8 protein-coding genes, 2 tRNA genes, 3 rRNA genes and 1 pseudogene are annotated in these 17,676 nt (G+C 40.4%); all 14 read right to left on the bottom strand.

The genetic code is table 11. The annotated features are described in order from the left end of the window. Positions 1-64: 64 nt before the first annotated feature. A complete protein-coding gene (locus tag NV349_RS00070; RefSeq protein WP_036124545.1) occupies positions 65-958 on the bottom strand; it encodes a patatin-like phospholipase family protein in 894 nt (297 codons plus the stop codon). Positions 959-1,654: 696 nt separating this feature from the next. Further along, a pseudogene (tnpA, locus tag NV349_RS00065) lies at positions 1,655-1,961 on the bottom strand (IS200/IS605 family transposase); the annotation flags it as partial. A gap of 171 nt (positions 1,962-2,132) precedes the next feature. Continuing rightward, a 5S ribosomal RNA gene (gene rrf, locus NV349_RS00060) occupies positions 2,133-2,248 on the bottom strand. 187 nt (positions 2,249-2,435) lie between these two features. Beyond that, positions 2,436-5,363, bottom strand: a 23S ribosomal RNA gene (locus tag NV349_RS00055). A 215-nt stretch (positions 5,364-5,578) separates the two neighbouring features. After that, a tRNA-Ala gene (locus tag NV349_RS00050) sits at positions 5,579-5,654 on the bottom strand. A 12-nt stretch (positions 5,655-5,666) separates the two neighbouring features. Then, positions 5,667-5,743 (bottom strand) — tRNA-Ile (locus NV349_RS00045). A 94-nt stretch (positions 5,744-5,837) separates the two neighbouring features. Continuing rightward, positions 5,838-7,389, bottom strand: a 16S ribosomal RNA gene (locus NV349_RS00040). The 16S, 23S and 5S rRNA genes sit together here with 2 tRNA genes alongside, the layout of an rRNA operon. 430 nt (positions 7,390-7,819) lie before the next feature. Further along, entirely contained in the window at positions 7,820-8,902 is a 1,083-nt protein-coding gene (locus NV349_RS00035; protein WP_058844066.1) for an HD-GYP domain-containing protein, read from the bottom strand. Between the two features lie 142 nt (positions 8,903-9,044). After that, a complete protein-coding gene (gene gyrA, locus NV349_RS00030) occupies positions 9,045-11,513 on the bottom strand; it encodes a DNA gyrase subunit A (RefSeq protein WP_271911986.1) in 2,469 nt (822 codons plus the stop codon). Between the two features lie 25 nt (positions 11,514-11,538). Further along, the gene (gyrB, locus tag NV349_RS00025) at positions 11,539-13,473 is read right to left on the bottom strand and encodes a DNA topoisomerase (ATP-hydrolyzing) subunit B (RefSeq protein ID WP_051891598.1); all 1,935 of its coding nucleotides are present in this window, start codon (positions 13,471-13,473) and stop codon (positions 11,539-11,541) included. A gap of 92 nt (positions 13,474-13,565) precedes the next feature. Continuing rightward, positions 13,566-14,681 carry a DNA replication/repair protein RecF gene (gene recF / locus NV349_RS00020; RefSeq protein ID WP_036119574.1) on the bottom strand — a complete coding sequence of 372 codons (1,116 nt, stop codon included), beginning with the start codon at positions 14,679-14,681 and terminating at the stop codon, positions 13,566-13,568. 3 nt (positions 14,682-14,684) lie between these two features. Further along, the gene (gene yaaA, locus NV349_RS00015) at positions 14,685-14,909 is read right to left on the bottom strand and encodes a S4 domain-containing protein YaaA (RefSeq protein ID WP_036119572.1); all 225 of its coding nucleotides are present in this window, start codon (positions 14,907-14,909) and stop codon (positions 14,685-14,687) included. Between the two features lie 111 nt (positions 14,910-15,020). After that, on the bottom strand, positions 15,021-16,157 hold the full coding sequence (gene dnaN, locus NV349_RS00010) for a DNA polymerase III subunit beta (RefSeq protein WP_036119570.1): 1,137 nt from the start codon (positions 16,155-16,157) through the stop codon (positions 15,021-15,023). Between the two features lie 169 nt (positions 16,158-16,326). Beyond that, the gene (gene dnaA, locus NV349_RS00005) at positions 16,327-17,676 is read right to left on the bottom strand and encodes a chromosomal replication initiator protein DnaA (RefSeq protein WP_036119568.1); all 1,350 of its coding nucleotides are present in this window, start codon (positions 17,674-17,676) and stop codon (positions 16,327-16,329) included.

The following is a 17,676-nucleotide window of genomic DNA, read 5'->3' as shown; positions in this document are numbered from 1 at the left end:
CTTTTATATAATAACACCTCATTTATTATTGGTCAATAGTTTTATATAAATAATTTTAAACGAACTAAAATTTCAACCTTGGCCAATTCCGTAAAAATTGAATTGTACGATTTCTTCCTATTTCTAAAAGAGTTTCTTTTGTCTCCTCATTTAAATCAAATTGAGTTGCACTATAATCTTCTACAGGAATAAAGATAATATCTCTTTCATGTCGCCTTGATATATACCTCTCATCATGTGCGTCTTTCATAGTTGAAAATAATGCTTCAAATAAGTTTAGGCCATTTTTAATTTCTTGCGGACATTGTTCTTCTCTCCTTCTGCTTAGCTTCAAACCCAAAATTGGTCGTACTTTTCGACCTTCTTTATCATCAAATATCCATAATGGGAAATTACTTAAAACCCCACCATCCACGATTACTGATTCTCCTTTGCCAGTTTTTAAGGTAACTGGTTCAAAGAAAAATGGTATACCACAACTCATACGTAGTGCACAAGCAACTGAAAAGTTCTTCGCATCAATCTGATATTTGTGTAGATCATCTGGTAAAACAATCATTCTACCATTGGTCAAATCTGAAGCTACTAATTTTAGTGAATCTTTAGGCAAATCTCCAAAAGTATATACACCTTTTGCAGCTAATTTTTGAAAAAACCATTTTTCTAATGCCTTTCCTTTATAAAGACCTAAATGATTATAAACATTTATCCATTTCATAAAAGGGAAAGGTAATATTGTTCTTCTAGGATCCAGTAATGAAGGTACATCCAATTCTTCTAGCATAGCTTCGATCTCTTTACCGCTATATCCCGCAGCAATAAACGCAGCTAAAATTGCACCTGCACTTGTACCAGCTACACGTTTAAAACGAAAATGTTCAGCTTCTAGTACTTGATATGCCCCAACCAGGGCAAATCCCTTCAAACCACCACCAGAAAAAACGCCATCAATCCACAAAATTTCCTCTCCTTTTTGATGTAATCTTTACAGTATAAGAGAGGGTAATGATGATTAGAACTAAAATTTATACTTTATTGTCGAAACCTAAAACATGGTTAACAACTTTTGTTTATGATCAAATTGGATTTTTTCTAATATACGGAATAAAAGGGATTTCACAAAAGGAAGGTAATTAGTACATACTGACCTATTAATTAAGAGAGACGTTTTTTCTATGGCTATTAAGAGTAAGTTACCCATTTGAAGTAAAATGAGGGCAAATGAAATGAAGTTGCTTGTATACCAGTAAAACAAGTACTAGAGGAACTGAATATAAAACATACACAGTTAAAATGCTATTGAAACAATTCGTAGAGGAGAAAGAGGCGAAACAGTCAGGTAAGGTAAGGGCAGGCCATACATTTCGTTATGGTTAAGGTGAAATCACTACATTTTTCAGAAATCTACCAACAAAAAAATAGTGTAACGATTTATGCAAAAATATAATTGGTCTTATTATGTCATAGTAGAGAAAGGAAGCGCACAGGACATTCCATACATATAGCTGAAAATAAATTTAAATTAGTCAAGATTTTTATGCACGAACAACCCTTCATGATCATTTGATCCTCAAGAATACTGTTGTCATTGACTATATATTTCTGAATGTTTTTTGTTTCTTCCTACTGTATCTACATAATATCCACGACATCAAAACTCCCTGTTAATATATTTGTATTTCAGATTCGCCTGTCAATCAAATTTCATTAAACTACCTTTCCCTTTCAAATAACCCATATGAAACACTTAATTTTGGAGAATTACTCACCAACATATGAATATAATCAGGGCAGGCTGTTGCTTCGATAATTTCTGCTCCTTTTCTTTCACCTAACTAGCAAAGGATTCTTCCTATATTAACTTTAATTTGTACACAAATAATCTGCCTTCTATATTTTGGCGCAAAGACAATGTGATACTTACAATTCCATGTTGTGTGTGCTAAACTCTTGTTATCTATTTGGATCCCCTTTCGTACGAAGTCGGTTGACCAGACCAGAATTCATTATACGATTGGGGATTTTTTCTTGTCCATAGCTAGAAGCTCTTTAGAACCCCTCGCATAGCAAGGGGTTTTCAAAAGATACAAAAATAAAAAAACAGCCAGCACACAGCTGACTGTTTTTATTATGCCTAGCGACGTCCTACTCTCACAGGGGGAAGCCCCCAACTACCATCGGCGCTAAAGAGCTTAACTTCCGTGTTCGGTATGGGAACGGGTGTGACCTCTTTGCCATCATCACTAGACTATGGTCGGCTTTCAATATACATCGCATTTCTTCGTCAGCTTCTGTCCTTCAGTCAGTCACGTACTTGAGTACGCTCCTTTCCTCTCTCCATTGCTTCCTCGAACTACTCGTATTTTGAAACCCTTCATAAAAGAAATTATTCTTTCAAAACTGGATAAACGGTTCATTGAATGGTTCAAACGTTTTTGGTTAAGTCCTCGATCGATTAGTATTCGTCAGCTCCATGTGTCACCACACTTCCACCTCGAACCTATCTACCTCATCGTCTTTGAGGGATCTTACTTACTTGCGTAATGGGAAATCTCATCTTGAGGGGGGCTTCATGCTTAGATGCTTTCAGCACTTATCCCGTCCACACATAGCTACCCAGCGATGCCTTTGGCAAGACAACTGGTACACCAGCGGTGTGTCCATCCCGGTCCTCTCGTACTAAGGACAGCTCCTCTCAAATTTCCTACGCCCACGACGGATAGGGACCGAACTGTCTCACGACGTTCTGAACCCAGCTCGCGTACCGCTTTAATGGGCGAACAGCCCAACCCTTGGGACCGACTACAGCCCCAGGATGCGATGAGCCGACATCGAGGTGCCAAACCTCCCCGTCGATGTGGACTCTTGGGGGAGATAAGCCTGTTATCCCCGGGGTAGCTTTTATCCGTTGAGCGATGGCCCTTCCATGCGGAACCACCGGATCACTAAGCCCGTCTTTCGACCCTGCTCGACTTGTAGGTCTCGCAGTCAAGCTCCCTTGTGCCTTTACACTCTACGAATGATTTCCAACCATTCTGAGGGAACCTTTGGGCGCCTCCGTTACCTTTTAGGAGGCGACCGCCCCAGTCAAACTGTCCGCCTGACACTGTCTCCTGCCCCGCTAAGGGGCATGGGTTAGAATTTCAATACAACCAGGGTAGTATCCCACCGACGCCTCCTTCGAAGCTGGCGCTCCGAGATCTCTGGCTCCTACCTATCCTGTACAAGTTGTACCAAAATTCAATATCAGGCTACAGTAAAGCTCCACGGGGTCTTTCCGTCCTGTCGCGGGTAACCTGCATCTTCACAGGTACTATAATTTCACCGAGTCTCTCGTTGAGACAGTGCCCAGATCGTTACGCCTTTCGTGCGGGTCGGAACTTACCCGACAAGGAATTTCGCTACCTTAGGACCGTTATAGTTACGGCCGCCGTTTACTGGGGCTTCAATTCGCAGCTTCGCTTGCGCTAACCACTCCTCTTAACCTTCCAGCACCGGGCAGGCGTCAGCCCCTATACGTCACCTTACGGTTTTGCAGAGACCTGTGTTTTTGCTAAACAGTCGCCTGGGCCTATTCACTGCGGCTCTCATGCGCTTGCACGCTCAAGAGCACCCCTTCTCCCGAAGTTACGGGGTCATTTTGCCGAGTTCCTTAACGAGAGTTCTCTCGCACACCTTAGGATTCTCTCCTCGACTACCTGTGTCGGTTTGCGGTACGGGCACCTCTCACCTCGATAGAGGCTTTTCTTGGCAGTGTGAAATCAGGAACTTCGTCCATACGGACTCGCCATCACAGCTCAACGTTACAGTGTGCGGATTTGCCTACACACACGCCTTACTGCTTGGACGCGCATAACCAACAGCGCGCTTACCCTATCCTACTGCGTCCCCCCATTTCTCAAACGGTGAGGAGGTGGTACAGGAATATCAACCTGTTGTCCATCGCCTACGCCTATCGGCCTCGGCTTAGGTCCCGACTAACCCTGAGCGGACGAGCCTTCCTCAGGAAACCTTAGTCATACGGTGGACGGGATTCTCACCCGTCTTTCGCTACTCATACCGGCATTCTCACTTCTAAGCGCTCCACCAGTCCTTCCGGTCTGACTTCAACGCACTTAGAACGCTCTCCTACCACTGACATCGTAGATGTCAATCCACAGCTTCGGTGAATCGTTTAGCCCCGATACATTTTCGGCGCAGCGTCACTCGACCAGTGAGCTATTACGCACTCTTTAAATGATGGCTGCTTCTAAGCCAACATCCTGGTTGTCTGTGCAACGCCACATCCTTTTCCACTTAACGATTACTTTGGGACCTTAGCTGGTGGTCTGGGCTGTTTCCCTTTTGACTACGGATCTTATCACTCGCAGTCTGACTCCCGTGTATAAATATCTGGCATTCGGAGTTTGTCTGAATTCGGTAAACCGGGATGGCCCCCTAGTCCAAACAGTGCTCTACCTCCAGTATTCTCATCACGAGGCTAGCCCTAAAGCTATTTCGGAGAGAACCAGCTATCTCCAAGTTCGATTGGAATTTCTCCGCTACCCACACCTCATCCCCGCACTTTTCAACGTGCGTGGGTTCGGGCCTCCAGTAAGTGTTACCTTACCTTCACCCTGGACATGGGTAGATCACCTGGTTTCGGGTCTACGACCACGTACTATTTCGCCCTATTCAGACTCGCTTTCGCTGCGGCTCCGCCTTCTAAAGCTTAACCTCGCACGTAATCGTAACTCGCCGGTTCATTCTACAAAAGGCACGCTATCACCCATTAACGGGCTCTAACTACTTGTAGGCACACGGTTTCAGGATCTCTTTCACTCCCCTTCCGGGGTGCTTTTCACCTTTCCCTCACGGTACTGGTTCACTATCGGTCACTAGGTAGTATTTAGCCTTGGGAGATGGTCCTCCCGGATTCCGACGGAATTTCACGTGTTCCGCCGTACTCAGGATCCACTCAGGAGAGAACGAACTTTCGACTACAGGGCTTTTACCTGCTCTGGCGGACCTTTCCAAGTCGCTTCATCTAACTCGCTCTTTTGTAACTCCGTATTGAGTGTCCTACAACCCCAAGAGGCAAGCCTCTTGGTTTGGGCTCTTCCCGTTTCGCTCGCCGCTACTCAGGGAATCGATTTTTCTTTCTCTTCCTCCAGGTACTTAGATGTTTCAGTTCCCTGGGTCTGCCTTCAAGACGCTATGTATTCACGTCAAGATACTACGCGATTAAACGTAGTGGGTTCCCCCATTCGGAAATCTCCGGATCAAAGCTCACTTACAGCTCCCCGAAGCATATCGGTGTTAGTGCCGTCCTTCTTCGGCTCCTAGTGCCAAGGCATTCGCCGTGCGCCCTTAATAACTTAACCTAACGGCTTTCAATACACATCACATTTCGTTGTCAGCTTCACTCGTTCAATCAGTCACGTACTCAAGTACGTTCCTTCATTCACTCGATTGCTTCCTAGAACTGCTCGTGTCTTGAAACCCTTTTAATGTTATTAAGCCTATAAAAAAACTTAAAAAATAAATGTGTTTGTTACAATTTCAATGTCGTTTTATCCAGTTTTCAAAGAACAAAGATTGGTGGAGCCTAGCGGGATCGAACCGCTGACCTCCTGCGTGCAAGGCAGGCGCTCTCCCAGCTGAGCTAAGGCCCCAAGAGGTATATATGGTGGGCCTAAATGGACTCGAACCATCGACCTCACGCTTATCAGGCGTGCGCTCTAACCAGCTGAGCTATAGGCCCTCTTGGAAGTTTTATATTATTTAATAAACCTTCAAAACTGAACGCAAAACGTAATCTTACAAACCCTAGGTTTGTATTCCGAAATAATCCTTAGAAAGGAGGTGATCCAGCCGCACCTTCCGATACGGCTACCTTGTTACGACTTCACCCCAATCATCTATCCCACCTTCGGCGGCTGGCTCCAAAAGGTTACCTCACCGACTTCGGGTGTTACAAACTCTCGTGGTGTGACGGGCGGTGTGTACAAGGCCCGGGAACGTATTCACCGCGGCATGCTGATCCGCGATTACTAGCGATTCCGGCTTCATGTAGGCGAGTTGCAGCCTACAATCCGAACTGAGAACGACTTTATCGGATTAGCTCCCTCTCGCGAGTTGGCAACCGTTTGTATCGTCCATTGTAGCACGTGTGTAGCCCAGGTCATAAGGGGCATGATGATTTGACGTCATCCCCACCTTCCTCCGGTTTGTCACCGGCAGTCACCTTAGAGTGCCCAACTAAATGATGGCAACTAAGATCAAGGGTTGCGCTCGTTGCGGGACTTAACCCAACATCTCACGACACGAGCTGACGACAACCATGCACCACCTGTCACCGTTGCCCCCGAAGGGGAAACTATATCTCTACAGTGGTCAACGGGATGTCAAGACCTGGTAAGGTTCTTCGCGTTGCTTCGAATTAAACCACATGCTCCACCGCTTGTGCGGGCCCCCGTCAATTCCTTTGAGTTTCAGTCTTGCGACCGTACTCCCCAGGCGGAGTGCTTAATGCGTTAGCTGCAGCACTAAGGGGCGGAAACCCCCTAACACTTAGCACTCATCGTTTACGGCGTGGACTACCAGGGTATCTAATCCTGTTTGCTCCCCACGCTTTCGCGCCTCAGTGTCAGTTACAGACCAGATAGTCGCCTTCGCCACTGGTGTTCCTCCAAATCTCTACGCATTTCACCGCTACACTTGGAATTCCACTATCCTCTTCTGCACTCAAGTCTCCCAGTTTCCAATGACCCTCCACGGTTGAGCCGTGGGCTTTCACATCAGACTTAAGAAACCACCTGCGCGCGCTTTACGCCCAATAATTCCGGACAACGCTTGCCACCTACGTATTACCGCGGCTGCTGGCACGTAGTTAGCCGTGGCTTTCTAATAAGGTACCGTCAAGGTACAGCCAGTTACTACTGTACTTGTTCTTCCCTTACAACAGAGTTTTACGAACCGAAATCCTTCTTCACTCACGCGGCGTTGCTCCATCAGGCTTTCGCCCATTGTGGAAGATTCCCTACTGCTGCCTCCCGTAGGAGTCTGGGCCGTGTCTCAGTCCCAGTGTGGCCGATCACCCTCTCAGGTCGGCTACGCATCGTCGCCTTGGTGAGCCGTTACCTCACCAACTAGCTAATGCGCCGCGGGCCCATCCTATAGCGACAGCCGAAACCGTCTTTCAGTGTTTCACCATGAGGTGAAACAGATTATTCGGTATTAGCCCCGGTTTCCCGGAGTTATCCCAAACTATAAGGTAGGTTGCCCACGTGTTACTCACCCGTCCGCCGCTAACGTCGAAGGAGCAAGCTCCTTCTCTGTTCGCTCGACTTGCATGTATTAGGCACGCCGCCAGCGTTCGTCCTGAGCCAGGATCAAACTCTCCATAAAAGAAATTTGAATAGCTCAAATTGTTTTGCTGGCATCATTTTGATGTCCAAAATTTTGTTTTGTTCACTAACCAAGGTTAGTTACTAAAAACTTTATTGATTACGTTTTGCTTGTTCAGTTTTCAAGGTTCATGTTCATTATTTCACTGTCACCTCTTGGCGACTCATTTATAATATCAAGATTCTAAAACTATGTCAACACTTTCTCCGAAAATATTTAAATGCAATATAATTAAATGCGTTTAAACACCATCATAGCAAATAAGACTACTACCTAATGGATTAATATTGTCTGTTATTTTATAGAAATATACTATCCAGACACTTAGTAAAGAAGATGCAAACTATACTCAACATGGACACATACTTTACTAATGGCATTAAGGGTCAAAAAATGGCAAGCCATAATATATGGTTTGCCCTAATATTTTTTAAAGACTTGTTATAATTCGTGAAATATAAAAACTACGATTTTTTCCTAAATCAAAAATTTCTCCTGAATGGATTAATTTAATGAGTGGACGTGTTGGTGCAAATTTATTTACAAACATTACTTCACCACGTTCCAAATTAGACAGTTCAACAATTGTACCTATAGGAAGATCTGCAACAATATCGATTAAAGCACGTACTACTTTAATATCGAACTTCCCAAACTCAGATTCATTAATCATTTCTATAACTTTAAATGAAGATTGTTTTGATCTATATACTCGTTCACATGTCATAGCATGAAAGACATCTGCCACAGCTATAATTTGAGCAAAAATTGAGATATTAGCGATCTTTTCACCTTTCGGATATCCGCTTCCATTTAAACGTTCATGGTGTTGGAAAATTGCCTCTTTCATTGTCTCCTTTAAAATCGTTAAATCTTTTACCATATTATAGCTATAAATTGGATGTTTATAAATTTCATTATACTCTTGCTCTGTTAAAGGTGTCTTCTTATCTCTAATACGTGGGTGTACTTTAGCCATACCACAATCAGCTAATAAACCACCTATTGCAACTTGAATGGTAATCCCTCTATCATAACCAAGCTTTTGAGCAATCACTGCGGAAATCAAACCAGTTGCAACACAATGGTGATACAAGTAGTCTTTCGCATTTGAATACTCATTTAAATCAAATATAATTGTACGATCATCTAGGACCATCTCTACTAGAGGTAAAATAATTGTCCTTGCCTTGGCAATATCTACTTTTGCTCCGGCTTCCCAATTTTTAAATTCTTTTTTGAATTGTTCAACAGAATTATTATAGACTTTTCTAAAAGTCGGTATTTCTTCTATCACAACCTCAACATCATTTTCTTTCTTCTCTACTCGAGTATCGTTTTCATTTTTATAAACGGGGACGTTGAAAATATTAAACGCATGAAATACTTGCAAATGTACGTAGGAAATCATCGTATCTTTAAAAATGATTGGATACTGTGTATTAGCAAAAATATCTTCAGAAATTACTTTACCAACGCCTAACTCTGAAATCGGAACATATATAGTTTCCACGAAATGAACACCTCTCCACTGTTTCTTGCTTCAAATAAGGTATCTTCATTTTATCATGGAATTCTAAATAATTACTTATTTTTCATTATTTACGTAAAAAAAACCGATGAACGACATGGAATTCTGTCGTCATCGGTTGAAATTATTCCTCTATTTCATCTTCTTCGTCTTCTGGAGACTCTTCAGCTTTTTCAACTTTAGCTACAGTCGCAACTAATTCGTCGTCTCCTAATCGAATTAAACGAACTCCTTGCGTACTACGTCCAATTAATGAAATATCATTGATATCCATACGGATCAACATACCGTTGATTGTAATAAGCATGAGATCTTCAGAACCATCAACTGTTTTCACAGCTACCATAGGTCCATTTTTATCTGTAATCTGGATGGTTTTCAGACCTACACCACCGCGACTTTGTAAACGATATTCATCTTCAGAAGTACGTTTACCGTAACCTTTTTCAGTAACTACTAAAATTTCTTGCCCTGGTTCAACAATCTCCATGCCTACTACTTCGTCACCATCACGTAGCTTAATGCCTCGCACTCCACCAGCTGTACGACCCATAGAACGAATGTCATCTTCTTGGAAACGAACGAGCATACCATCGCGTGTACCAATAATCACTTGCTTATCTCCATCTGTTAGACGTACAGAAATAAGATCATCATCTTCTCGTAAGCTAATAGCTATTAAACCATTTGTTCGAATGTTAGCAAATTGTGAGACAGGTGTACGTTTCGTAATACCTGTTTTCGTCGTAAAGATAAAGTAAGCATCTTCATCAAACGATCCAACACGAATCATGGCTGTTACTTTTTCACCTTTATCTATGTTGAGTAGGTTTACAATTGGTAATCCTTTAGCGGTACGACCGAATTCTGGAATTTCATATCCTTTTGCTCTAAATACTTTACCTTTTGACGTAAAGAATAAAATTGTATCATGGGTAGAGGTATTCATTAGATGCTCTACAAAATCATCTTCGTTTGTACCCATTCCTTGTACACCACGACCACCACGCTTTTGACTACGATATGTATTCGCAGCTAAACGCTTGATATAGCCATTATGTGTTAAAGTAATAACTGAGTTTTCAACAGGAATTAAATCCTCATCCTCAATCATTTCTAGACCACCAGATGTAATCTCAGTACGGCGTATATCATTAAAACGTTCTTTCACCTCTAAAATTTCAGTACGAATAATATCCACAATTTTTTCTTCATCCGCTAAAATTGCTTTTAAATCCGCAATAAGAATTTGAAGCTCTTGATATTCTGCTTCAATTTTTTCACGTTCTAATCCACTTAAGCGAACTAAACGCATATCTAAAATAGCTTGAGCCTGGCGCTCTGATAAGCTAAAACGCTCCATTAATTGCGGCTTTGCTTCTTCGCCGCTACGTGAGCCACGAATGATAGCAATTATTTCATCAATATGATCGAGTGCAATTCGTAAGCCTTCTAAAATATGAGCACGATCTTCAGCCTTTCGAAGTTCGAATTCTGTACGACGACGAATAATTACCTTTTGATGCTCTAAATAATGGTAAAGCATTTCTTTTAAGCCCAATACTTTTGGTTGACCATTTACTAATGACAGCATATTGATACCAAAGCTTGATTGCATAGCTGTTTGTTTATATAAATTATTTAAAACTACATTAGCGTTGGCATCTTTACGAACTTCAATGACTACTCGCATACCACGACGGTCAGATTCATCACGTAAATTTGTAATACCATCTATTTTTTTATCACGTACAAGCTCTGCGATTTTTTCAATAAGCTTAGCCTTATTCACTTGGTAAGGTAATTCATGAATAAGAATGGTCTCCTTACCATTTGACTTTTGCTCAATTTCCACCTTCGCGCGAATAATGATGGAACCACGTCCAGTTTCATAAGCTCTGCGAATACCACTACGCCCTAAAATCAATCCTCCAGTAGGGAAATCAGGACCTGGAATAATATCCATTAACTCCTCAGTAGTAATGGCTGGATTTTCAGAAAGTGCTATAACAGCATCAATTGTTTCTCCTAACTGGTGAGGAGGAATATTCGTTGCCATACCAACGGCAATTCCCGCAGCACCGTTCACTAAAAGGTTTGGATAGCGACTTGGTAAAACAATTGGTTCTTTTTCTGATCCATCATAGTTATCAGTGTAGTCAATTGTATCTTTATTGATATCACGAAGCATTTCCATAGCTATTTTAGACATACGTGATTCTGTATAACGCATGGCTGCTGCTCCATCACCATCAACAGAGCCAAAGTTTCCGTGACCATCAACAAGCATATAACGATAACTAAAATCTTGCGCCATACGTACCATTGCATCATAAATGGATGAGTCACCATGTGGATGGTACTTACCCATTACATCCCCAACAATACGTGCTGATTTTTTGTAAGCTTTATCTGCGGTGTTACCTAATTCCTGCATCCCATATAAAATACGACGATGAACTGGTTTTAATCCATCACGTACATCAGGTAATGCACGCGATACAATTACACTCATTGCATAATCAAGAAAGGATGTTTCAATTTCTTCTGTGATATTAACTCCTTTAACACCGGAGCGTTCTTGTTCTGACAAAGTGTAGACCTCCTCTCAAGAAAAATTAGATATCTAAATTAGCGTATACGGCATTTTCCTCGATAAATTGACGACGAGGTTCAACTTCATCGCCCATTAAACGCTCAAATGCTTGGTTAGCTTTAATTGCATCATCTAATTCTACTTGTAATAATGTGCGGTACTCTGGATCCATTGTTGTTTCCCAAAGTTGCTCAGCGTTCATTTCACCAAGACCTTTATAACGCTGCACATTTGGTTTTGGCATTTTTGGTAGTCGTTCTATAATTTCTTTTAATGTTTCTTCATCGTAGCAGTACTCAATATGCTTACCTTGTTTCACTTGATAAAGTGGTGGCTGTGCAATATAAATATAGCCTGCTTCTATAAGTGGTCGAAGGAAACGGAAGAAGAATGTTAAAAGTAATGTACGAATATGTGCTCCATCGACATCGGCATCTGTCATGATAATGATTTTATGATAACGAGCTTTTTCTAAATTAAACTCTTCACCAATACCTGTGCCGAATGCTGTAATCATTGCACGAATTTCCGCATTCGATAAAATTTTATCTAGTCGAGCTTTCTCAACGTTAAGAATCTTACCACGTAAAGGCAAAATCGCTTGGAAGTGACGGTCACGTCCAGATTTAGCCGAACCGCCGGCTGAATCACCCTCAACAATATAAATTTCACAATCAGCGGGGATAGTAGAAGAACAGTCAGCTAATTTACCCGGTAAGCTTGATACTTCAAGTGCATTTTTACGACGAGTAAATTCACGTGCCTTTTTCGCTGCTACACGTGCACGGGCAGCCATTAAACCTTTTTCTACTACCTTACGAGCAACAGTTGGATTTTCTAACATAAAACGTTCAAAGCCATCTGAGAATAATGAATTAGTAATTTGACTTACTTCTGAATTCCCTAGCTTTGTTTTCGTTTGTCCTTCAAATTGTGGATCTGGATGTTTAACAGAAACAATAGCTGTTAACCCTTCACGTACATCCTCGCCTGTAAGATTGGCATCAGATTCTTTAAGCAATCCATTTTTTCGAGCATAGTCGTTAATAACACGTGTAAGGGCTGTTTTAAAACCAGACTCATGTGTACCGCCTTCATACGTATTAATATTATTAGCAAATGAAAAAATATTAGAGGAGAATCCAGCATTGTATTGCATAGCAATTTCCACTGAGATGCCATCCTTCTCTCCAAGAACATCAATTGGATCATGGATTGGCTCTTTAGATTGGTTTAAATGCTCAACATAAGATCGAATACCACCTTCATAGTGATATGTAGTTGAACGAACCTCTTCTTCTCGTTCATCAGCAATCGTAATCTTAATACCACGATTTAAATAAGCCAATTCTCTAATACGATGAGCTAAAATATCATATTCATAAACAGTCGTTTCTTTAAAAATTTCTGGATCAGCTTTAAATCGCGTTGTTGTACCATTGTGGTTTGTTTCACCGATCACCATTAATTCTTGAACAGTTTTCCCACGTTCAAACTTAATTTCATGAATATGACCTTCACGATGAACCTGAACAATTGTTTCAACAGAAAGTGCATTCACCACTGATGCCCCAACTCCATGAAGACCACCAGAAACTTTATAGCCTCCACCGCCAAATTTACCACCAGCATGTAAAACTGTCATAATAACTTCAACAGCTGGCTTACCCATTTTTTCTTGAATGCTAACTGGAATACCTCGACCGTTATCTTCTACGCGAATCCAGTTCTCTTTTTCAATTGTTACTTGTATATCTGTACAAAATCCTGCAAGAGCTTCATCGATACTATTATCAACAATTTCCCATACTAAATGGTGAAGCCCTTTAGAACTTGTTGAACCGATATACATCCCTGGTCTTTTACGTACTGCCTCTAAACCTTCTAGTACCTGTATCTGATCGGCTTCATAAGCTTGGTTTTGTAAACCTTCGTTCTCTATAGCCACGGCTTTCATCTACTCCTTCATAACATCATTGTGTGTAAATGAATGAACAGTCAACCGAGCTGACTATTACCATTCTTTTGTAATCTAAAAAACTACCCTGGCTAACTTTTTTCAATCGCACCTTGTTTCACGTGGAACAGTTGAGCCTGTTCCATCGTTTCATGATGAATTCCATCCACACTTGTAGTTGTTACAAAGGTTTGGACTTCACCTTGAATGGTATTTAATAAATGCGATTGACGATAATCATCGAGTTCCGACAAAACATCATCTAAAAGTAGTATGGGTGTTTCTTTTGTTTCTTGTTTAATTAATTCAATTTCAGCAAGCTTTAAAGACAATGCAGTTGTACGTTGTTGTCCTTGAGAGCCATAAGTTTGAACATCATAGCCATTTACTAAAAACTGCAAATCATCACGGTGTGGGCCAACAAGTGTCACACCCCTGTCAAATTCACGTTCTCTCGCTTCAATCAATTTTTGATGTAAAGTATTTTCAATTTCACTGGTAGAGTGTTCTTTTTCAATACCAGCTACCGTACGATATTTTATAACCAGTGTTTCCTTACCTTGTGATATGCCTGCGTGTATAGGTTCTGCCCACTCCTGCAATAAATCCATAAATTGAAATCTTTTACGAATAATTTGGGTAGCTGCATGAATATATTGTTCATTGTAGACCTCATACATCACATCATTTGACATGGACTTGCCTTGATTCATCTTTAAGAAATGATTACGTTGTTTTAAAACTTTTTGAAAGGTCAATAAATCATGTAAATAGACAGGCGAAATTTGCCCAATCTCCATATCAATAAAACGTCGGCGTATTTGAGGACTCCCCTTTACAACGTTCAAGTCTTCTGGCGCAAACATAACAACGTTCATTTGACCAATATAATGACTGAGGCGACTTTGCTCTATATGATTTATCTTGCCCTTTTTACCTTTCTTTGTAATCGTAAGTTCGATTGGTAAAATACCATGCCTTTTTTTAACGGCCCCTTCTATTTTACCATAGTCTGAATCCCAACGTATCAATTCTTTATCGTTCGTTGTTCGATGGGATTTAGCCATTGCTAAAACATAGATGGACTCCATAACATTTGTTTTTCCTTGAGCATTTTCACCAATAAAAACATTAATTTTTGGAGAAAAGTTTAAAGCTAAGGCATCATAGTTACGATAATTTGTAAGTTTTATTTGCTCAATATACATAATTTATTGTCCAGCTGGTCCTACGATTTGGAAGCGACCACATCCGGGAATATTTATAACGTCTCCGTCACGTAATTTTCGACCTCGACGATCGTCTACTTCTCCATTTACATATACAGCATTTTCTTGTAAAAACCACTTGGCCATGCCACCTGAACTAATGGCATCAGTGATTTTTAAAAGCTGCCCTAACGTGATGAACTCCTCATCAATTTTAATGTCCTGCATAGTGTGTTTCCCTCCGAATACAGACTGTCTATCTCTCTATCATACCTAAAATTACGCCATAAGTAAAAAAAGATAGTCACAATAGCGACTATCTTAGCAGTTATGAAATTTTTAATAAGTTCGTACAGGTAAAATCAATTGTAAAATAGCATCATCGTGAACGGAGCGTAAAATAAATGGTCTCATCGCTCCTGTAAATTGAATAACTACATCTTGGCCATCAATTGCTTTTAAAGCTTCCATCATATATTTTGCACTGAAGGAAATTTTCAAGCTTTCTCCTTCTAATGATTCAACAGGAATTTCTTCTTGCACTTTACCGATCTCAGGAGAATTAGAAGAAACTTCAACTGCTTGGTTATCTAATATTTCAAAACGTACAACATTGTTACGATCTCCTCGTGCAACAAGTGACGCACGATCGATAGCTTGTAATAAAGCTTTACCGTTAATCGTTACATTTGTTTGATATTCTTCAGGGATTAAACGCGTTGTATCTGGGTAATTGCCTTCCAGTAAACGAGAGAAGAATAATACATCACCAGTTTTAAATAATACTTGCTGGCTTGTAATAACAATTTGCACTAGATTTGTTGAATCTTCTAGTACTTTATTTAATTCATTTAAACTTTTCCCTGGAATAACTACGCTATGTTCAACTTCTGGTAAATTTTCCAATTGCACTTTACGTCTTGCTAATCGATGACTATCTGTTGCAACACAGATTAAAGTTTCGTTTTTGATCTGCCAGTTTACACCTGTCAACACTGGTCTACTTTCAGAAGTGGCAACAGCAAATACTGTTTCACGGATAATTGTTTTTAAAAGATCTGCCGGAATAGTAAATTTTTGATCTTCCGTTAATTCTGGTAATAATGGGTACTCTGCTGCATCAGAGCCAATTAGATGGAACTCAGATTTACCTGAACGAATATGCGTTTGGAAACCTGGTGTTACTTGGATTTCAACATCGTTTGTTGGTAATTTACGTACAATTTCATTAAACATACGTGCTTGTACAACAATAGATCCTGTTTCAGTAATGTGAATAATTTGTTGTCCATCTTCCTCTACTGGAATAAATGTTTGAATTGTAATATCAGCATCACTACCTGTTAAGCGGATACCTTCCTCTGTTACATCAATTTTAATCCCCGTTAAAATCGGAATAGTTGTTTTTGAACTTACTGCTTTCATGACATCATTTAAACCCTCTAATAAACGGTCACGTAAAATATCAAATTTCATTCTATTTCCCTCACATATTTATATTATTTATTTATATAAAATAAAAAGATATAGTAATAGGCCCTGTGGATTTGTGGATAAGTGTATTTTTATGAATAAAATCAGTCTATCCACATGTAGATAGACTGTGTATAAGTTTGTGTTTAAATAGTTGGTTTGTCCACAGTAATTACTTACCTAACATACTACGAATTTGTTTAACATCTTGTTGTAGTTGAACGTCATCTTTCAACATAGAAGATATTTTTTCGTGTGCATGGATGACAGTCGTATGGTCGCGACCACCAAATTCTTCGCCGATTTTCGGCAGCGAAAAATCTGTTAATTCGCGTGATAAATACATAGCGATTTGACGTGGGAAAGCAATTAATTTTGTACGTTTTTTGGCAGAGAAATCTTCTAAACGTATATTAAAATGTTCCCCTACTGCATTTTGAATATCTAGTATTGTCACTGCTCGCGGCTTTGAATTTGGGATTATATCTTTTAATGCCTCAGCTGCTAATGTTGCCGTAATATCTTTGTTCACCAGTGAAGAATAGGCGACGACGCGAATAAGCGCACCTTCAAGCTCCCTAATATTGGAGTCAATCTGGTTCGCAATATAAAGCATTACTTCATTTGGTACCTCTAGACCATCTGCTTTTGCTTTTTTGCGCAAGATAGCTATACGAGTTTCCAAATCAGGCGGCGCAATATCAGTTATTAACCCCCACTCAAAGCGTGAACGTAGCCGATCTTCCAATGTTGGAATTTCCTTAGGAGGACGGTCACTGGATATAACAATTTGTTTTGATTCTTCATGTAAAGTATTAAAAGTGTGGAAAAATTCTTCTTGAGTTGATTCTTTTCCAGCAAGGAATTGAATATCATCAATTAGCAGTACATCCACGTTGCGGTACTTATTGCGAAAATCAAGTGCTTTGTTATCACGAATAGAGTTAATAAATTCATTTGTAAATTTCTCGGATGATAAGTAGACTACTTTTGCATTTGGATTATGTTCTAAAACATAATGGCCAATCGCATGCATTAAGTGTGTTTTACCTAGCCCAACTCCCCCATAAATAAAGAAAGGATTATATGCCTTTGCAGGGGCTTCAGCGACAGCTAACGAGGCAGCGTGTGCAAAGCGGTTACCAGAGCCAATAACAAACGTATCAAAAGTATATTTCGGATTTAACATACCTGGTGAAATATCATGGTGATCGTTATTTTTCGCTTGGATAATCGGCGCCGGCAAATCGAAATCGTCCGAATCCTGGTTTTTTTGAACAACAAATTTAATAAGCAAGTCTTCGCCTGTAAGCTCCGTTAATATACCTGTAATCAAATGAATATAATGATTCTCAAGCCAGTCTCGAGCAAACGAATTAGGCGCAGCTATTGTCACAGTGGAACCACTACCATTATAAGATAGTAGTTTTGTAGACTTTAGCCACGTTTCGAAGCTTGGTTTAGAAATTTTTTGTTCAACTTGAGCCAGGACATTATTCCATAGTTCTTCTAAATGTTCCAA

Origin of the sequence: Lysinibacillus sp. OF-1 (genome assembly GCF_028356935.1) — a bacterium.
In the GTDB taxonomy this organism is placed as follows: Bacteria; Bacillota; Bacilli; order Bacillales_A; family Planococcaceae; genus Lysinibacillus; species Lysinibacillus fusiformis_D.
This window is presented reverse-complemented; position numbering and strand designations above follow the sequence as displayed.

Bases quoted from the DNA above. Each gene is read 5' to 3' on its own strand.
- gyrB (WP_051891598.1), bottom strand. From the start codon at position 13,473: ATGAAAGCCGTGGCTATAGAGAACGAAGGTTTACAAAACCAAGCTTAT.
- recF (WP_036119574.1), bottom strand. From the start codon at position 14,681: ATGTATATTGAGCAAATAAAACTTACAAATTATCGTAACTATGATGCC.
- yaaA (WP_036119572.1), bottom strand. From the start codon at position 14,909: ATGCAGGACATTAAAATTGATGAGGAGTTCATCACGTTAGGGCAGCTT.
- dnaN (WP_036119570.1), bottom strand. From the start codon at position 16,157: ATGAAATTTGATATTTTACGTGACCGTTTATTAGAGGGTTTAAATGAT.